General features: G+C 37.3%; 16 protein-coding genes. 11 read left to right on the top strand and 5 right to left on the bottom strand.

The genetic code is table 11. From position 1 onward, the window contains the following. The first annotated feature begins 13 nt into the window (after positions 1–13). From IGL90_RS03135 to IGL90_RS03160, 6 genes are read left to right on the top strand one after another with little or no spacing between them, the layout of a single operon-like run. A complete protein-coding gene (locus IGL90_RS03135; protein WP_002385037.1) occupies positions 14–1,534 on the top strand; it encodes a membrane protein in 1,521 nt (506 codons plus the stop codon). Next, positions 1,524–3,107: a hypothetical protein gene (locus tag IGL90_RS03140; RefSeq protein ID WP_053084800.1), complete on the top strand. Its 1,584-nt coding sequence runs from the start codon at positions 1,524–1,526 to the stop codon at positions 3,105–3,107. Before IGL90_RS03135 ends, IGL90_RS03140 begins: the two co-directional genes overlap by 11 nt. Beyond that, positions 3,104–4,366 carry a glycosyltransferase gene (locus IGL90_RS03145; RefSeq protein ID WP_002355764.1) on the top strand — a complete coding sequence of 421 codons (1,263 nt, stop codon included), beginning with the start codon at positions 3,104–3,106 and terminating at the stop codon, positions 4,364–4,366. Before IGL90_RS03140 ends, IGL90_RS03145 begins: the two co-directional genes overlap by 4 nt. A gap of 14 nt (positions 4,367–4,380) precedes the next feature. Continuing rightward, positions 4,381–6,447: a cellulose biosynthesis cyclic di-GMP-binding regulatory protein BcsB gene (locus IGL90_RS03150; protein ID WP_048736944.1), complete on the top strand. Its 2,067-nt coding sequence runs from the start codon at positions 4,381–4,383 to the stop codon at positions 6,445–6,447. Continuing rightward, on the top strand, positions 6,437–7,297 hold the full coding sequence (locus tag IGL90_RS03155) for a hypothetical protein (RefSeq protein WP_048736942.1): 861 nt from the start codon (positions 6,437–6,439) through the stop codon (positions 7,295–7,297). Before IGL90_RS03150 ends, IGL90_RS03155 begins: the two co-directional genes overlap by 11 nt. 15 nt (positions 7,298–7,312) lie before the next feature. Beyond that, positions 7,313–7,624, top strand: a complete 312-nt coding sequence (locus IGL90_RS03160) for a hypothetical protein (RefSeq protein WP_002355767.1) — start codon at positions 7,313–7,315, stop codon at positions 7,622–7,624. A 46-nt stretch (positions 7,625–7,670) separates the two neighbouring features. Here the strand turns inward: IGL90_RS03160 and IGL90_RS03165 are convergent, their stop codons facing one another. Genes IGL90_RS03165 through IGL90_RS03175 form a run of 3 tightly spaced genes read right to left on the bottom strand, consistent with a single transcriptional unit; the run spans position 7,671 to position 11,019 of the window. Then, on the bottom strand, positions 7,671–8,825 hold the full coding sequence (locus IGL90_RS03165; protein WP_048736940.1) for a pyridoxal phosphate-dependent aminotransferase: 1,155 nt from the start codon (positions 8,823–8,825) through the stop codon (positions 7,671–7,673). A 15-nt stretch (positions 8,826–8,840) separates the two neighbouring features. Beyond that, positions 8,841–9,563, bottom strand: a complete 723-nt coding sequence (locus IGL90_RS03170) for an amino acid ABC transporter ATP-binding protein (protein WP_002355769.1) — start codon at positions 9,561–9,563, stop codon at positions 8,841–8,843. Beyond that, the gene (locus tag IGL90_RS03175) at positions 9,556–11,019 is read right to left on the bottom strand and encodes an ABC transporter permease subunit (protein ID WP_002355770.1); all 1,464 of its coding nucleotides are present in this window, start codon (positions 11,017–11,019) and stop codon (positions 9,556–9,558) included. The genes IGL90_RS03170 and IGL90_RS03175 overlap by 8 nt, the downstream gene beginning before the upstream one ends. Positions 11,020–11,189: 170 nt before the next feature. Between IGL90_RS03175 and IGL90_RS03180 the strand changes: the two genes are divergently transcribed. From IGL90_RS03180 to adhE, 5 genes are all read left to right on the top strand, one after another. Then, entirely contained in the window at positions 11,190–12,296 is a 1,107-nt protein-coding gene (locus IGL90_RS03180; protein ID WP_048736938.1) for an iron-containing alcohol dehydrogenase family protein, read from the top strand. 159 nt (positions 12,297–12,455) lie between these two features. After that, positions 12,456–13,601, top strand: coding sequence for a tRNA guanosine(34) transglycosylase Tgt (gene tgt, locus IGL90_RS03185; protein ID WP_048736936.1), 1,146 nt, complete (start codon positions 12,456–12,458; stop codon positions 13,599–13,601). A 60-nt stretch (positions 13,602–13,661) separates the two neighbouring features. Next, complete coding sequence (gene yajC / locus IGL90_RS03190) at positions 13,662–14,060, top strand: preprotein translocase subunit YajC (RefSeq protein ID WP_025189494.1); 399 nt, start codon at positions 13,662–13,664, stop codon at positions 14,058–14,060. 261 nt (positions 14,061–14,321) lie between these two features. Further along, a complete protein-coding gene (locus tag IGL90_RS03195; RefSeq protein WP_048736933.1) occupies positions 14,322–14,627 on the top strand; it encodes a post-transcriptional regulator in 306 nt (101 codons plus the stop codon). A gap of 157 nt (positions 14,628–14,784) precedes the next feature. Beyond that, entirely contained in the window at positions 14,785–17,382 is a 2,598-nt protein-coding gene (gene adhE / locus IGL90_RS03200; protein ID WP_002388933.1) for a bifunctional acetaldehyde-CoA/alcohol dehydrogenase, read from the top strand. 44 nt (positions 17,383–17,426) lie between these two features. Here the strand turns inward: adhE and fni are convergent, their stop codons facing one another. Continuing rightward, complete coding sequence (fni, locus tag IGL90_RS03205; protein ID WP_002399734.1) at positions 17,427–18,470, bottom strand: type 2 isopentenyl-diphosphate Delta-isomerase; 1,044 nt, start codon at positions 18,468–18,470, stop codon at positions 17,427–17,429. Next, positions 18,454–19,560: a phosphomevalonate kinase gene (locus IGL90_RS03210; RefSeq protein WP_002355777.1), complete on the bottom strand. Its 1,107-nt coding sequence runs from the start codon at positions 19,558–19,560 to the stop codon at positions 18,454–18,456. The genes fni and IGL90_RS03210 overlap by 17 nt, the downstream gene beginning before the upstream one ends.

A 19,560-nucleotide genomic window follows, 5' to 3' on the forward strand; every position in this document is an offset into this window, starting at 1 on the left:
ATGAGGTGAAAGCATGGAAAAGATCAAAAAATACATGAACTCGGCTTTTGAATGGTTGAGTCGTTATATTTCTCCAAGTCTTTTGGCCGTTTTAGGGATTGGGTTAGTGACAAGCATTTTGTTATTTGTTTATCCGATTAATGGCTTGGGAGATAATGGCGAGTATTTTCGTGTGTTAAATTCAAATAGTCTTTATCGTGTCAATGGTGATAGCTACGACAATGTGGCCTATTTTGTTAAGGACTTTTCAATTATGCGTTATTTTAATGAAACAACGACGCACTTTGTTTCCACTCAACAATTTTTCATCACCATTGCCATTTGGCTTAATAAACTTTTTTATAGTCAAACACTTTTCGATATTCGTTTCTTAGGTTTCGTTTATCTTAGTTGTTTTTTAGTGTCAATTTATATTCTGGTACGAGGCTTAACCGAAGGCGTATCTTTGAAAAAAAGTTATCTTATCTCTTTGTTGGTTATTTTCATCTTGGGGGATACCTCCTATACGATTTATTTTAATTCCTTTTATACTGAAGCGACGAGTTTTTTACTTTCTGTGAGTGTCTTAGCATTTTCAGTCTATTTTTATCGGGTGACGAAACCACGAACTTGGCTCAGAAGAATAGTTTTAGTTATCTTGGCACAAGCAGTAGTACTTTTAATAGGAACAACACGCCAAGAATATTTGCTGATTATTGGTGTAATTATTGCTGGATTAGGATTTTTTGTCTACTTGTCACAACGTTATCAACGATTGTCAATGACGGCCTTTTTAATTGCACTGATTGGTTTTACAACGTTAGCAGCTTTTATCGTTCCTAACGATATCTATGAACGTGATGTCTACCACAGTATGACGCGCGGTGTAATGAAGGATAGTAAGGTTCCAGATAAACGGATGTCAGAGGGCGGAATCAACCCGCAATATGGGTTACAAAAGGGACGTTCCTACTTTGAAGAATACAGTCCCGTGTCACCAACTTCTGAACAAATGAAAAAAGATTTTTTTGATAAAACGAGTTTTGGATGGGTGTTATTGAATTATTTAAATTATCCATCTGAATTATGGCAAGGACTGAATTCAGCGGTCCCAAATGTTTACTTAGTAAAGCCTAATAATGTTGGGAATTTTGAGAAAACGACGGGGCGTGCACCGCTGGAACAATCTAAATTTTTTATGGTGTATAACCGTATTAAAGCCAGTTTTTTCCCTAAAAACTTTGCTTTCTATCTATTATTAGGCGTGATTCTGTTTGGTTTATATGGCGTTGGTTTATACAGAGGACTCAAGAGAAACGAACCCAGATTAGTTTTTCGCTTCTTTTTAATGACAGGGATTTATCTTAATTTATTAGTTGTTTTCATTTCAACAATTATTATTGATGGGGATAGTGACTTAGTACGTCATTTGTTTTTAGTCTCAGTATTTTTAGATTTTCTCTTGTTACAAATTGTTTCTGATGTTATTGGTAAACGAATGTGGCAAGATACAACACCACAAGTCATTGGGGAGGTAGAGGGAATTGAAAAATAAACAATATCTTATTGGCTGGGTGTGTTTCTTACTCTTTTTCGTTTTTTGTGGCTTTGCCAAACCGGCGCTGGCTGCACCAAGTAAACATGTCTTACTTGTCTATGACAGCTTGAATATTGCTGGGAAAAAAGAAAATGATGTGGATGCTTTACAACGAGTGTTGACGAGTTTTGGAGTAGAAGTTCAGAGTGTGGCGGTATCAGATTATGTACCTGGCAAATTGCTAAATGATGGCTATGACAGTTTGATTTCTATGGTGAATTGGCCTGAACAAGCCGGCGTTATTGCCTCTGATTTTCTAGCAGATCGAGTTCATTTTAAAGGCAAACAATTACACATTGGTCGAAACATGCGTGACGATGAAAAACAATATTTTAGCGGTACGTGGAAAGAATTAAGTCATCGTCAATATCGGTTAGAAGATGAAAAAAACCGCTTTTCTCAAGTATTGCCTTTTCAAGATCAATCAGTTGTGCTGGAAAATACGCAAGGTCAGACGGTTGGCCGATTAAAAACACAAGAATTAGCACCAGAAGAATATCCATTTGGTGTAATTGAGAATGGGCATGCTTTTCTCCCAATGTTTGAACGCAAAGGCGCTGTTTTTTTAGAAAGCTTGGACGTAATTAGTCAATGGCTGGAAAGTGAAAAAATGTCACGGCCGTTTTTGACGATTTCTGATTTTAACCCGTTAAGAGATATGTCTGTGGCAACCTATTTGCAAGAAGAATTAGTTAAAACCACGTATCCTTATATTTTATCCAGTACGAGCGTTTCACAAAACAATACGATTTTACCTTATAAACTATTTACGAATGCGTTACGTGCGTTTGCTTCGACGGGGGTCATTTTCTTAGAAACACCGGTCGTTAACAATGTTGATTTAAATGACCAACGTGCCTTGAAACAATTGATGGAGCAGCAGATTAGTTTATTGGTCGACAGACATGTCTATCCAGTAGGCATTTCTGCTCCAGGATACTGGAATCAAGACCTTCAATACCAAGAGGATGGTCTAGCAATTAGTGATACAGTGATTCTAAGAGAAAATCCGCCGATTGAACGCGTTTTTTATCGGAACCAAACGGGAGAATCAATCACTTATAAGAATGCTTTGTTTGATTTACCGTATGATTATTTATCGGGGATTGAATGGACGGATAAAGATAATCCGAATGACTATCGATTTCCAATGCCGACCACCATTAGTTTTTCATTTCCAAATTCTAAAAAAGAAGTGGATCATCTAATTCAAGAAGTCAAGGAAGCACCAATAGTGTTTAGTGTTTCAGAAGCGGATCAACATTTCACTGTTCAAACACAAACGCAGAAAATCGAATTTCGGAATAATCGGTTCTTCTTAAACAATCAAATTGTCAATGGTTTGGCTGATACAGGGGCCTCAACAGTTGAAAAACAACGATTTACAGGGTTATTTTCATTCTTTTTCAGTATCACAAACAATATTTTGATTGGCGTTGTCACGCTGACTTTAATCATCCTGATTATTTTGTTTATGATTGGACGAAAGAATTATCGGTCGAAATATATTAATAAGGAGGAAGACAAATGACCATTGCTGACATTGTAATGTTAACAGCAACTATCATTATTTGGAGTCTACTAATTGTAAATATTCTCTTAGTTATTTTTGGCTATGTTTATTATTTAAAAACAGATCCTGTCGCACCGCCACCTGTAGAGGACGAAGACGCGCCGTTTGTTTCAATTATGGTGCCGGCCCATAATGAAGGAATTGTCATTGTGCGGACAGTTGAAGCGTTATTGAATTTTAATTATCCGCAAGATCGCTATGAAATTATTGTGATTAATGACAACTCAAGTGATAATAGTGCTGAGCTTTTAGCGAATGTCCAAAAAAAGGCGGTTAATCGAAATTTGCAGATTATTAATACAGACAATATAACAGGTGGGAAAGGTAAGTCTAATGCCTTAAACATTGGTTTCAAGCAAGCCAAGGGGGACGTGATTGCCATTTATGATGCGGACAATACACCTGAACCGAATGCACTCCGTTATTTAGTTGGAGAGTTAATCGCTAGTGAGGAATACGGCGCGGTTATTGGTAAATTTAGAACGAGAAATCGCAATGCAAGCTTGTTGACACGTTTTATTAATATCGAAACACTTGCCTTTCAATGGATGGCACAAGCCGGTCGTTTTCAATTATTTAAGTTATGCACGATTCCTGGCACAAATTTCATTGTTCGTCGTAGTATTATTGAAGCCATTGGCGGCTGGGATGACAAAGCGTTAGCCGAAGATACAGAAATCAGTTTTCGCATCTATATGATGGGCTATAAAATTAAGTTTCAACCAAAAGCAGTGACGTGGGAGCAAGAGCCACAAACTTTGTCAGTTTGGTTCCGACAACGGACGCGATGGGTCAAAGGCAATATTTATGTCATTGTTAAAAATGCTAAATTATTGTTTAATCCTAAAGCGAGTCGGATCCGTTTTGATATTTTATATTTCTTGTCCATTTATTTTCTCTTAATGACATCGCTCGTTTTGTCAGACATCATGTTAGTTTTATCAATGTCTGGTTACTTAACAACGACCCTACAAGGATTTAGCAATTCCTTATGGTTGTTAGCGATTTTGTTATTTATTTTCAGTACTTTTGTCAGTATTACGACCGAAAAAGGCGAAATGACTTTAGAGAATATCTTAATTATTGCCTTGATGTATATTACATACAGTCAGATGTGGCTAGTAGTCGCCGCTTATGGCATGGTGATGTATATTAAAGAAAATGTTTTTCATAAACAAACACAAACAAAATGGTACAAAACTGAACGATTTAAATAAGGAGGAAACGTGCAATGAAACAAAAAACAGTCACTTTAATAGGGTTGTTCTTTCTGGCAATTCTGATTGGTGTCGCAAGTCCGACCGTATACGCCGAAAACAAAGAACAAGACAACCATACCTTTACACAACCTTTTCAAAATAAAACAATCTCTTTAACAGGTACTTCTGTCCGTAGCACCATGTATTTTACAAAAATTGATTATTGGGACGTAAAAAAAGCATCATTCAATATGACCTACCAAATCACACAATTAAAAAATAATCAGACCTCAGATTTAACTGTGGCAGTTAATGGTGTGAAGTTTTATTCTTGGCGTCCTGAAAATACGACTGGTATTCAACAAAAGACGATTGAAATCCCTTTGGAACTGATTAAAGAGACAAATACATTGACTGTTGAGGGCCAAATTATTAATCAGGCAGGAAACGACATGTATAATTTAATTGAAACTCCGGCAAATTGGTTAACGATGTATGAAGGATCTAACGTAAACTTCCAATACGATTTACAACTACCAGAGAATACAATTCATTCTTTTTATAATCATTTTGTAGGAGCAGACACGATTGCGAATAAACACAGTGTTATTTTGACACCAGAAAATGCATCGGAAAAAGAATTAGCTGCAGCGACCCATGCGTTAGCTGGTGCTGCTCGTTTGATTACTACCTCAGAAGAATTGTTGCCAATGGCTTCTTTGAACAAAGAACAGTCAGCACCCTATCAGTTGATTATTGCCAGCTATGATAAATTACCAGATCAGTATAAAAGTCAAATTGATAGCAAACGTGTGGAGGACCAGGCTGTCTTAAAATTTTTCAATCAACCAGATAAGCATGTTTTAGTAGCTACTTCTAAAGATGAGGACTTACTTGTTCGTGCGGGACGTTATTTAGCCAACTATGAATTAATGACCCAAACAGATAAAGAAGAGACAACAGTTGATGAGAATACCGATACGTTTAGTTCAACTTTAGAATTTGATGGAAATTATCCATTAACCTCAACGGGGGACAAGCTAGAAGGGGCCTATCACCAAGAACAAACGTACTTTGTCAATTTACCAGTGGATCGAAACAATGCCAATGGAAGTCGCGTGCATTTACATTTTAAATACGCTGAAAACTTAGATTTTGATTCTTCTTTAGTGACGGTCTATGCCAATGATAAACCAATTGGCAGCAAGAAATTAACCGCTACTCGTGCGAACGGTGATGAATTAAATCTCGAATTTCCAAAGAACTTAGAAATTGCTGATAGTTTTGTTTTAAAAGTCGCTTTTGATTTGAATGTTAAATCACCAGAAGTTTTACGAAATGGTCAGACTCCATGGGCCTTTATTGAAAATAATTCGAATGCGTTTATTCAAACAGAAGAACTGAATGACATATTATTTAACAACTATCCGAACATTTTTATCAGAAGCCGTTCTTTTGCTGATTTAGCGATTTTATTACCAGAAAAAATGGACGATAACTATTTTAAAGTGTTGACCAATTTATTTAACTTAATTGGTAATTATGCCGAAAGTAATGTCGGTGAGATTACGTATTATAAAAAAGCGCCTAAAAATGCGGCATTAGAAAATCATAACTTGATTATTTTTGGTACGCCTAAGGATAATCCGATGATTCGTAAGTTAAACGATCAGTTATATTTCCATTATGATAAGGACTTCACACGTTTTGTTTCAAACGAGAAACTGAGTATCGAAAAAGATTATGGTAAACAAATCGGTACGGCGCAGCTAATGTTTTCTCCATATAATGCGAAAGCCGCGGCGTTAATCTTAACAGGAGCTAAATCACAAGGTGTCTTTTTAGCCTCTACACAAGTGAATACAGAGAAGAATGCTTCTATGTACAAAGGAGATGCCATTGTGGTTGATCCGAACTATCGTCGCTATGATTATCGTTTCAAAAAACGTGTAAGCAACGTTAGCAACGAATCATTAGGTAAACGAATTGTCAATAATCATAAATTAATGATTTATCTATTTGTCTTCTTAATTGGTATGATCATTATTGGATTAAGTGCGTTCTTCATCGTGAAGAAGAATTTGAAAGGTGGGGAATAGAGTGAATCAAAAACGAGTGACCTTACTTTTGGATTTAACTTTGTTGGTAGGAATTGTTTTGGTTGTCGGCACAACCATCTTTATGGCCTTAGGAACGAATGATTTCTTTGTGGACTTAAGTTGTCTATTAATTTCAGTTATCTTAATTATCGTTACCTATTTTGTAGGAATTACAGCGGGGTTAACATTTTCGCTTATATTTATTTTTCTACAATTGACTTATGTTGTATATCAGTATGTCTATCATGATTTGTTTAGCTATGGCTCATTATTTTGGCTAATCATGCCGCCACTCTACTGTTTAACAATCTATGCAGTGACTTATCAAATTCGTATGATTCAAGAAGAAAATATTCGTTTACGTAAAGAAACTTCTCAGTTAAATGCGTTAGATGCAGTAACTAATTTAAGAACAGCAAAAATGTACGAAGAAGGATTTGATTTATTTTCTGATATTTCTACACGTTATGAAGCGCCGTTATATTTAGTCGTGATTCGAGTGGCCTATTGGGAAAGTATTCGTAACTTATTAAGTCCTGAACAAAAGAATGAATTGCTACAAATCGTGACAGCGGCGATTAAAGAGACAACAGATGATCGCTTCTTACCATACTTTATCGACGGCACACCGCCGACTTGGGCGTTATTAATTTTCCGCGATGGGGATGACGGATACACTACTAGAAAAGAATTCAAACAACAAGCTCAAGAGAAATTTGCCCATTCTGAAACCTTAAGAAATATTACTTTGACATTACAAGTTTCCTATACCAAATATGATCCTGCCGAATTTAACAACGCTTCAGAATTTTTAGGGGATGGAATTAATTCTCTTCAATATGATGTTTAAAAAGGAGGCAAACAAATGACTGAAAAACTTGCTGTTTTTACAGGGAAATTAGCAGAGGCTGGTGTGTTAAATGAGACGCAGCCATTGTCAATGCGATTACATTTAGAAAATATCCAAGCAGAAAGTGATCCAGAATCCATTGTTCCCTTATTTTCTCATGGGGTAATTTTAAACATACTTGTTGAACAGTTAGAGGAAAGTATCCCACTGTCTCACTTGAAAAAAGGGACCAAAGTCCGTTTCACAGTCGTGGGCTTGCCGCCGATGACTATGTCGATTCCACCGCATGTTGGTGGGCAAGCGATTGAATTGATAGAAGAAATCTAAAAAGCTTCTGCATTAGCTATGATTATTAGCTAATGCAGAAGCTTTTTTATTCAAAGGTCATTCTTTCAATTCGATCGAACGCTTCCTTTAATAAATCTAAATTTTGTGTTGCGGCTAAACGAATGTACTCATCGCCCGTTGTTTCACCAAATGCTTTTCCAGGAATCACTAATACCTGTGTCTCTTTTAAAAGCTTTTCCACAAAAGGAACGGAAGTTAGTCCAGTTTTTTGAATATTAATGAAGGCGTAAATACTTCCTTTGACTGGATGAAGCGAAAGGAAAGGAATCTTTGCTACTCGTTGGGCCACATACTCTAAACGTGTTTGGAACACTTCAACGATTGGGTCTACAAATTCGTCAAAATGTTGTAACGCATAGATTCCTGCTTGCTGTGACAACGTAGGCGCAGAATACGTAACGCCTTCATTAATTAATTTGGCTACTTCGTTAATATAGTCTGGGGCAATCATATAACCAATACGCCAACCAGTCATTGCAAAGGCTTTTGAAAAGCTACCAAAAGTGATAGTATTTTCTGGAGCAAACGTAGCCATGGGAGTAAACGTTTCTTGGAAACAAAAGGCTTCATAAACTTCATCTGAAAGAATGTATAAATTGTGTTCAATCGCTACCTGTGCGATTTCTCTGAAAGTTTCTTCAGAGAAAACAGCGCCTGTCGGGTTATTCGGTGAATTTAGAATAATCGCTTTGGTTTTAGGCGTGATTTTTTCTTTCAAAAGAGCTACATCAATTTGGAAACCATCTTCTTCATAAGTCGGTAAAAAGACAGGAAGACCATTTGCTAAAAGGACTTGGTCTTTATAAGGAGAGAAGTAAGGTTCATGAATAATCACTTCATCTCCAGGATTTAGAATCACTTGTAAGGCAAGGTACATTCCGTGCAGAGCGCCAACTGTGGCCCGGACTTGATTCGGTTGAAAGGATAATTGATAATGTGACTGATAAAACTGAATGACCGCCTCAATGAATGCCTCGCTACCATCAGAAGCGGTATATTTTGTATGCCCATTTTTGGCATCGTTAGCTGCTTGTTCGATAATCCGCTCATCGGTAATTAAGTCAGGGTCACCAATCGATAAATCGATTAAATTTGGGGTCTTTTTCGCCAATGTTGCAATATCCATGAGTAAATTTTCAGTAGGTTGTTGGTAACGTGTTGCGATATTCTTGCGATCCATACCAGGTGCTCCTTTTTATAAAACTTTTCTTAGAAAATCTTGTGTTCTTGGGTTTTGTGGCGCATCAAAAATTTCTTCAGGTGTGCCTTCTTCTTGAATAATTCCTGCATCCATAAAAATGACACGGTCCGCGACTTCTTTTGCGAAGCCCATTTCATGGGTAACCACTACCATTGTCATCCCTTCAATAGCTAAATTTTTCATAACGGATAGCACTTCGCCCACCATTTCAGGGTCTAAGGCAGAAGTTGGTTCATCGAACAGCATCACGTCAGGGCGCATGGCTAAAGCACGAGCAATCGCTACCCGTTGTTGTTGCCCACCAGAAAGTTGAGCGGGATAATTTTCTTTTTTATCTGATAAACCAACTTGTTCCAGTAAAGAAAGAGCATGTTCTGTGGCTTCGGCAGCGGCTTCTTTTTTTACTTTAACAGGACTAATCGTTAAGTTTTCCAAGACATTTTTATGCGGGAAAAGATTGAAATTTTGGAATACCATTCCCATTTTTTGACGAAGTTGATCAATGTTGGTATTTTTATCTAATAAATTTTTTCCTTCAAATTCAACGCTGCCACCAGTTGGTGTTTCTAATAAGTTCAAGCAACGTAAAAAAGTACTTTTACCACTGCCAGAAGGGCCAATAATTACGACAACTTCACCAGCTTCAATTTCTAAGTCAATTCCTTTAAGTACTTCATTTTTTCCGAATGTTTTCTGTAAGTTTTTAATGTTAATCACTAGTACTCATTCTCCTTTCAGCAACACCTAATAGACGTGAGATAGTAAAGGTTAGGACGAAATAAATCAACGATACAATTAAGTAAGGTAGGAAGGGTTTAAAACTTGCTCCTTGAACGTTGCCAGCTTGGAAAATTAGTTCCGAAACACCAATGACTGAAACAACGGAAGATTCTTTAATTACTGTAACAAATTCATTGCCTAACGCTGGTAAAATATTTTTAATAGCTTGTGGGAAAATGATGTATCGCATTGCTTGGTTTTGATTCATTCCCAAGGAACGAGCAGCTTCCAATTGTCCTTTATTAACTGCCTGAATACCCGCACGAATAATTTCTGCTACATATGCACCACTGTTTAAAGAAAGAGCAATACAACCAGCTGCTACTTTTGATAAGTCTAAACCAAGAACGCCTGTCCCGAAATAGACAATAAAAATTTGAACAAGCAAAGGAGTGCCACGAACATATTCAATATAAGCAATGGCAATGCCACGTAAAATTTTGGAATTGGCTAACTTCATTAAGGCAAGTAATGCCCCTAAAATGGCACCAAACAAAACACCAATGAAAGCTAGGAAAATGGTATAGCCTGCACCGTTAAGATAGAACTTTCCATACTTTTGTAAAAAGCTTTGATCTTTTTGGAACATTAATTGATTGGCTTCTTTTTTATAACCGTCCATTAATTTTTGATCATTAATTTGTTTAATAGAGGCATTTACTTTCTCCGTCAAAACGGGCGCATCTTTAGGAAAAGCAACGGCAGTATCTTTTGAGCCTTTTTCAAAGGTAACATCAGCAAAAGCTAAATCCTCATTTTGAGAAACATAGGCTTCGCCAACCGGTTCTTCCATAACGACTGCATCTAATTTATTATTTTTTAGATTCATAATTAAATCTGGAATTTTTTGAAGAGAAGTAGGGACAGCACCGGTTAATTCGGTTTTAATTAATTCTTCTTGTGTCGTTTGCTTTTGGGCACCTGCACGAACGCCTTCGAAATCTTTAGTGGAATGAAATTTATCTTTGTCTTCTTTCCGAACAATGACTCTTTGTTGAACGTTCATATATGGTTGAGAAAAAGCTACTTCTTTTAATCGTTCAGGCGTTGGCGACATGCCAGAGATGACCATGTCAATCTTGCCAGTTTTTAAGGCCCCTAACAGAGCATCAAAGCCTAGTTCTTCGATTTTTAATTTAACGCCTAAATCGTCGGCAATTTTTTGAGCAATAGAAATATCAAAACCGACAATTTTATCTTCACCATCTACTTTTGCATGAAATTCATAAGGGGCATAGTCTGCGGATAAGCCGACAACTAGTTCTCCCTTTTGGATGATTTTGTCATAGACTGGATCGTTTTCGGCTGCAAAAGTTTCTTTAATAGGTAATAATGAGAGCAACAAGAATAAAATTGGTAAAATCGTCTGTAGCCATTTTTTACATTTGGTCATTTGCGTAAACTCCTTTTTGTATTATTTTTATAAATATTCAAAAAAAGCGAATAAATGTATAAAAATTTATTGTGTTATGATGTGGTTTATCATATCATAGAATATGTAAAAGGAAAAGTAGTAGAGTTGAAAAAATACAACTTTTTCAAAAAAAAATTCAAAAGTCAAAAATGAAGGGGATTTTCAAGATGGAACAATCATTAATTGTGAGAGGGACACCACAAGAGTATCTTTGCGAAATTGGTTCGTGGGAATTATTAGAAGGACAACTATTATGCAGAAATATTCATCGTGTATTCATTTTACACGGGACTGAGTCATGGCAAGCGGCAAAACCGTATTTTCCGACGTTTCAAAAAGTAACAGCTGTTTTTGAAAACTATGGAGGTGTTTGTACAGATCAACGTGTGCAAGAGTTAGAAGCGCAAGTGCTGGACAATCATTTAGAGGCCATCGTCGCTGTTGGTGGAGGAAAAGTGGCCGACTTGGGCAAAGCCTTAGCACACAAAATGGCGTTACCGGTAATTATTTTGCCCACTTTAGCAGCTACTTGTGCACCGTGCACGCCATTGAGTGTAATGTATCGAGAAGATGGAGTAATGGAACGATATGACGTTTTTCCGCAAGCAAACGCTTTGGTGTTGGTAGAACCAAGAGTGTTATTGCATTCGCCTCGGTCCTTAATGGTGGCAGGTATTGGGGATACATTAGCTAAATGGTACGAAGCAGATGCGATTATTTCGCAGTTAGACGTCCAAGTGTTACCTATTCAAGTTTCTCATTTTGCCGCGGAAAAATGCCGCGATATTTTGTTAAATGAAAGTATCAATGCTTTAAAAGCGATGGAAGAGCAACAATTAAATCAATCGTTTATTGATGTCATCGAAACAAATTTAATTATTGGTGGAATGGTGGGTGGCTTTGGCGATGATTATGGTCGGACAGCAGGTGCCCATTCCATTCATGATGCACTAACTTTGCTGCCAGCTAGCCATCGACAATTGCATGGAAACAAAGTGGCGTATGGTGTGTTTGTTCAATTAGCCATTGAAGAGAAATGGCAAGAAATCGCTGAATTGATTCCTTTCTATCACCAACTAGGTTTGCCTATTTCTTTAAAAGAAATGGACATGGACTTAACTGAAGCCGAGTATCAAGAAGTAGCAGAACGTGCTTGTATAGAAGGCGAAACGATTCATTATATGAAACAAAAAATTACCCCTGAAATTGTGAAAACAGCGATGCAAGATTTAGAAAAATATACAGCGACAAAATAAGTGCCAAACAGCAACTAGCTCATTTGAATTATTTGAACTAGTTGCTGTTTTTTTAAGGATCCTTTTTTGAAAAAAGAAACCTTGAGAAATCCTTGCAAATTCAATAAAAAAAAAGTATGATGATGGGAGGACAAATTATAGTAGAAAGTAGGGAAATGAATGACGGAACCAGCCATTCGTTATCGTTTAATCAAAAAAGATAAACACACAGGTGCGCGTTTAGGTGAATTAATTACTCCTCACGGCACATTTCCAACACCAATGTTTATGCCGGTAGGTACACTTGCGACAGTTAAAACAATCTCACCAGAAGAATTAAAAGAAATGGGTGCCGGTGTTATTTTAAGTAATACTTACCATTTATGGTTACGCCCAGGTGAAGATTTAGTCGAAGAAGCAGGCGGTTTACACAAATTTATGAACTGGGATCAACCTATTTTAACTGATTCAGGTGGCTTCCAAGTCTTCTCATTAAGTGATATGCGGAAAATCGAAGAAGAAGGTGTGCATTTTAGAAATCATTTAAATGGTTCAAAAATGTTCCTTTCTCCAGAAAAAGCGATCAATATTCAAAATAAATTAGGATCAGATATTATGATGAGCTTTGATGAATGTCCACCATTTGATGAAAGCTATGAGTATGTCAAACGCTCGATTGAACGGACTTCTCGTTGGGCTGAGCGTGGCTTAAAAGCCCATGCGAATCCTGATAGACAGGGATTATTCGGTATTGTTCAAGGTGCGGGATTTGAAGATTTACGTCGTCAAAGTGCCAAAGATTTAGTGAGTATGGATTTTCCTGGCTATTCGATTGGTGGCTTATCTGTTGGTGAGTCTAAGGAAGAAATGAACCGAGTCTTAGACTTTACGACACCGTTAATTCCTGAAAATAAACCACGTTACTTAATGGGTGTGGGTGCCCCTGATTCATTAATTGATGGAGTGATTCGTGGGATTGACATGTTTGATTGTGTGCTACCAACACGTATTGCGCGCAATGGTACTTGTATGACTTCACAAGGTCGCTTGGTTGTTAAAAATGCCCAATATGCAAGAGATTTTCGTCCGCTTGATGAAAAATGTGATTGTTATGTTTGTCGTAATTATACGCGGGCCTATATTCGTCATTTGATTAAATGTGATGAAACATTCGGAATCCGTTTAACATCGTATCATAATTTATACTTCTTGTTAGACTTAATGAAAAACGTCCGTCAAGCAATTATGGACGACAATTTATTAGAATTCCGACAAGCGTTTTTTGAAGAATATGGCTTTAATAAAGCGAATGCAAAAAGTTTCTAAAAATTAGAGGAAAAAACTAGTTCTTCAAGCATTTTTTTGATACAGTTAGTAGTGTGAATAATGCAGAGTGAGGTGAAACAAATGGGTGGCGGATTTACAATGATTTTTACATTAGTCCTTTTAGGAGGAATGATGTTTTTCATGACACGTTCTCAAAAGAAACAACAGCAAGAACGTCAAAAACAACTAAACGCAATGAAAATTGGCGATAGTGTTGTCACAATTGGTGGTTTACATGGTGTTTTAAGTGAAATCAACGAAAAAACAGTTTTAATCGATTGCGAAGGTATTGTCTTAGAATTTGACCGTGCAGCAATTCGAACTGTAACACCTGGAACTGCTGTTACAAATGATTCAGCAGTAACTAGTGTACCAGTCACAGAAGTTGAAGAGACAGTCACAGAAGAAGTAACTGAAGTTCCTGAAACATCAGATCCTTCAAAAGAAAAGAAAGACTAAACGAATCAACTGATTTATTTAATGGTTAAAGAGAGCGGAACAGGCTTTTCAAAGGCGAAACTGTGACCAGTAGTCACACGAGAAAGCCAATAAGAAGAGATAATTCCTATTCCGCTCGTGTCGTTTATCTTAAAATGTAGGACTAGGAAGGTAGGTCATTTTGACTTACGCCCTAAGTCCTTTTTAACTATTAAGTTTACAAAAAAGGTTCCTTTTTATAGTGTTGAAAGATAGTTAAAAAGTGAGCAATCTTTCGCTTGGTTGGAAGGAGAAGAGCCCATGACAAAGGAAAAATTAAGTTGGTTACAACAAAAAATGCTCAATAAAAGTATTAAAAAGAAGTGCCAAAATTTTCGTGAACTAGGTTATTCTTCCATCAACGAAGAAGATTTATTGACTTATTTACTCACCTATCGTTGGAAAAAACAAACCCAGTTATCTGTCAAAGACTGTCGCAAAGACATTCAGAAGGTTAAGCCGAATGAATTTTTTGACTATCAACAATTATTGGCACAGACATCAAAAAATCCTTTAAGGGACTGGCATGATATTGAAGACTTATTCTAGAAAAAAGAATAGGTCTTTTTTTTTGAGATAAAAAAAATTATAAATAGTTGTGAAAAATATCACAAAAACTATTTACAAGATTCATTTTATGTTGTATGATGTGAATGTGAAATAGTTAACAAAGTTTTTTTAAAATGAAACTCTTAGGAGGATGAACATGGTTAAAACAGTAAAAAAAGAAAAGACAGAAACAGTTGATGTTTCATCAATGATTGATGAATTAGCAACAAAAGCGAATGTCGCTTTAAAAGCAATGGAAGATTTTACACAAGAACAAGTAGATCACATTGTCCATCAAATGGCGATGGCGGCGTTAGACCAACATATGCCTTTAGCAAAAATGGCTGTCGAAGAAACTGGCCGTGGAATCTATGAAGATAAAGCAATCAAAAATATGTATGCATCTGAATACATTTGGAATAATATTAAACATGATAAAACAGTGGGTGTAATTAACAAAGACGAACAAACCGGCTTAATGGAAATTGCTGAGCCAGTTGGCGTGGTATGTGGGGTCACACCAACAACGAACCCAACGTCAACAACTATTTTTAAATCACTAATTGCCTTAAAAACAAGAAATCCAATTGTTTTTGCTTTCCATCCTAGCGCACAAAAATGTTCGGCAGAAGCGGCACGTATTGTACGGGATGCGGCGATTGCAGCAGGTGCACCAGAAAATTGTATTCAATGGATTGAACAACCATCGATTGATGCAACATCTGCTTTGATGAATCATCCAGGGATTGCCATTGTTTTAGCAACTGGTGGCGCAGGCATGGTAAAATCTGCGTACTCAACAGGTAAACCAGCACTAGGCGTTGGTCCTGGGAACGTACCAGCTTATATTGAAAAAACGGCTAAAGTAAAACGTGCGGTTAATGATTTAATTGTTTCAAAATCATTTGATAATGGAATGATTTGTGCTTCTGAGCAAGCGGTCATTGTGGATAAAGAAATTTATGCTTCTGTCAAAGCTGAGTTTGAAGCACACAATGTTTACTTCGTGAAACCGAATGAATTACAAAAACTAGAAGATGCAGTGATGAATGAAGGCAAATACGCAGTAAATCCAGCGATTGTCGGTAACTCTGCAGAAAAAATTGCTGAATTAGCAGGAATTAGCGTACCAAAAGGCACAAAAATTTTAGTCGCTGAATTAGAAGGTGCAGGTCCAGAATATCCATTATCAAGAGAAAAATTATCGCCAGTTTTAGCAATGATGAAATCAAACAATGCAGAGCATGCTTTTGAACTATGTGAAGCGATGTTAAACTTAGGTGGTTTAGGACATACAGCAGTAATTCATACAGAAGATGAAGAGTTACAAGTTGCTTTTGGTTTACGTATGAAAGCTTGTCGTATTTTAGTGAATACTCCATCAGCAGAAGGCGGTATCGGTAACATTTATAACGAAATGATTCCATCCTTAACACTTGGTTGTGGTTCATACGGGAAAAACTCTGTTTCTAAAAACGTATCAGCCATTAACTTAATTAATATTAAAACGGTAGCGAAACGGAGAAATAATATGCAATGGTTTAAATTACCTCCAAAAATTTTCTTTGAAAAAAATTCTTTACAATATCTACAAAAAATGGAAAATGTTGAACGTGTCATGTTAGTTTGTGACCCAGGTATGGTTCAATTTGGCTATGCAGATATCGTACGTAAAGAGCTACAAAAACGTAAAAATGATGTGAAAATCGAAGTATTTTCTGATGTTGAACCAAACCCATCAACAAATACTGTTTATGCAGGTACCAAAATGATGGTTGATTTCCAACCAGATACAGTGATTGCCTTGGGTGGCGGTTCTGCAATGGACGCGGCGAAAGGCATGTGGATGTTCTATGAACACCCAGATACAGAGTTCTTTGGTGCAAAACAAAAATTCTTAGATATCCGCAAACGGACATATAAAATTGCCAAACCAGAAAAAACACAATTTGTTTGTATACCAACTACTTCAGGAACTGGTTCAGAAGTTACACCATTTGCCGTTATTACTGATAGTGAAACACACGTGAAATATCCGTTAGCAGACTATGCGTTAACACCAGATGTAGCGATTGTTGATCCACAGTTCGTAATGTCTGTGCCAGCTTCAGTCACTGCAGATACAGGTATGGATGTTTTAACACATGCTATTGAATCTTATGTTTCCGTGATGGCTTCAGATTACACACGTGGTTTAAGTTTACAAGCAATCAAGTTAGTTTTCGATCATTTAGAAAATTCAGTGAAACGTCCAGATATGGAATCTCGTGAAAAAATGCATAATGCATCAACCATGGCAGGGATGGCATTTGCCAATGCATTCTTAGGTATTTGTCACTCTATTGCTCATAAAATTGGTGGGGAATATGGCATTCCACATGGTCGTACAAATGCGATTTTATTACCACATATTATTCGTTACAATGCGAAAGATCCATCAAAACACGCAATGTTCCCTAAATATGATTACTTCCGCGCCGATACTGATTATGCAGACATTGCAAAATTCTTAGGCTTAAAAGGAAATACTACCGCAGAATTAGTAGAAGCTTTAGCAACAGCAGTAGCAGACTTAGGTAAATCAGTCGGAATTGACATGAACTTGAAAGCCCAAGGTGTCTCACAAGAAACATTAGACACAACAGTTGATCGTATGGCAGAACTTGCATATGAAGACCAATGTACAACTGCAAATCCGAAAGAACCATTAATTAGTGAACTAAAACAAATTATCTTAGATGCTTATGTAGGATAAAAGAACTCAAATAAAGAGACCAGAACATTAATGTTCTGGTCTCTTTAACGTTTTGCGAAAACAGTGCTGTCGATGCCACGGTTATGACACCAATTAACTAAAACTGGATCGAGGACAAGTGCAGTACTCGTCAATTCTTCTGTCGTCTTTTTTCCCAAAAGAGTATAAAGCATTTTCACTTCTTCTTGCCATTGCTGTACAAGGGCTAAGGTATTTTCTAAACCATTTTTACTCATAAGGGAAGCTAAGATAGTCCCAGCAACTCCCATGCTTTTGGCACCTAAAGCGAGTCCTTTAACAATATCAAGAGAGTTACGCACACCGCCAGAGCCAAGAATAGTTAGTTTCTTTTGCCAATTTTGTGATTCCAGAAGAGAGATGACCGTTGATTGCCCCCAATCATCTAAGAAAGAAAGTTCTCGTTTCTTCCGCCGGGCATTTTCAATTTGTGTAAAACTCGTTCCGCCTTGGCCGCTCACATCCGCTGCTTGAACGCCGATAGAGGTGAGTTTTTCTAAGGTTTCTTGGCTCATGCCAAAGCCAACCTCTTTGACAATGACAGGCACTTCTACGGCCTGTACGATAGCTTCAATCTTGGTTAGCCAATTAGTGAAATCACGATCTCCTTCAGGCATGACCAATTCTTGGGGCACATTTACATGGATTTGTAAGGCATTCGCTTGAAATAAATCAAGCGCTCGCTTTGCTTCTTCCACACCCAAGCCTGCACCAATATTGGCAAAAATGAGTCCATCTGGGTTTTCTTTTCTCATAATTTGATACGTATCCGCTAAACTAGCATCTTTTAACGCTGCCGAGACAGATCCTGTCGCAACTAAAAGGCCAGTTTCTTTGGCAATAATGCCTAATTGCTGATTAATTTCTTTTGCACGCTGACTACCACCTGTCATTGCATTGACATAAAAAGGTTGGGGAAGCTGAAAAGAAAGAAACGAAGTGGAAATATCCACTTCGTTAACAGCGGATTCAGCAAACGATTGGTGAACAAAACGCACACGATCAAAGTCATTACTTTTTTCTTTGTGGAACGCTTTAGCTAATGATAGATGTTCATCTTTTCGATTCATGCTTCTCCTTACACTCCTTTTGACCATAGGTATAGACGTGAAGTGGCAGTGGGGTAATTCCGTCTTTTTCCCAAGCAGTCATTAATGGTAAAATCCCAGATTTTTGGCGGAAAATTACAATCCCACAATCGCCCCCGCCAGCGCCAGAAGATTTCGCAGCTCCTGTATAAGATTCAGCCAAATCACAAAGATTTTTCAAGGCTTCTGTTTCGATTACCACACCAGTCAGTGAAGATAATTCGGCGAGTAATTGGCGATTTTTAGTAATTTGTTTTTGAATAACAGAAATTTTTCCTGTGTTAAAGCCATTAATCATTGTTTCGACACAAAGCCGACTTTTCATTAAGAACTGCTCATAAGCCGCTTGTTTTTCTTCTTTTGATTGATGGACTCGATCAACTAAGTCTGAAGTGGACGCAGGGCTACCTGTCCAACCAATTAGTAAACGTAGTTGTTTCGGTACTTTTAACGGAAAAATCATTAATTCAGGCCAGTCCATTGCTAACAAATCAGTTAATGTTTCAGTGGCTACTTTTTGATTGACCCAATCATGATCGAAGGTTGAAAAGGCAATCCAACCCCCGTAGCAGCTGGCAGCGATATCTCCACAAGAACCATTTCCTTGAACGGCTAAGTGAGCTAATGCTGATAATTTGAAAATTTCCTCATTTTCCAAACCTAAGTCATAAAAAATATTCAAGGCTTTGACAGTTCCAACGGTTACCGCACCGCTTGAACCAAGACCATATTTTCGTCCATTTGAACTATCTAATTCACTCGTCACTTTTAAATGATAAAATGACAATTCTTTGTTTTGCTCTTGCGCATATTTTTCAGTTAGATGAATCGCCGCTAAAACATAATGAAAAGGATTTTCGCGAATATCTAATACAAGCTCACCATTTCGGCGTGTCCAGCGAATAGGTAACGAGCTGTATTGTGCAGATTGAATACTGCCTTCATCTGTTGTTTCTTCGACAGTCACAGTTACGAATTGATCCACAGCAACGATAATGGCAGGGTGGCCAGGTTCAACAACGGCATATTCTCCTGCAATAAATAACTTTCCTGGCGTAGTAACTTCAATCAT

The organism is Enterococcus sp. DIV1307a, assembly GCF_050537425.1.
Classification (GTDB): domain Bacteria; phylum Bacillota; class Bacilli; order Lactobacillales; family Enterococcaceae; genus Enterococcus; species Enterococcus faecalis.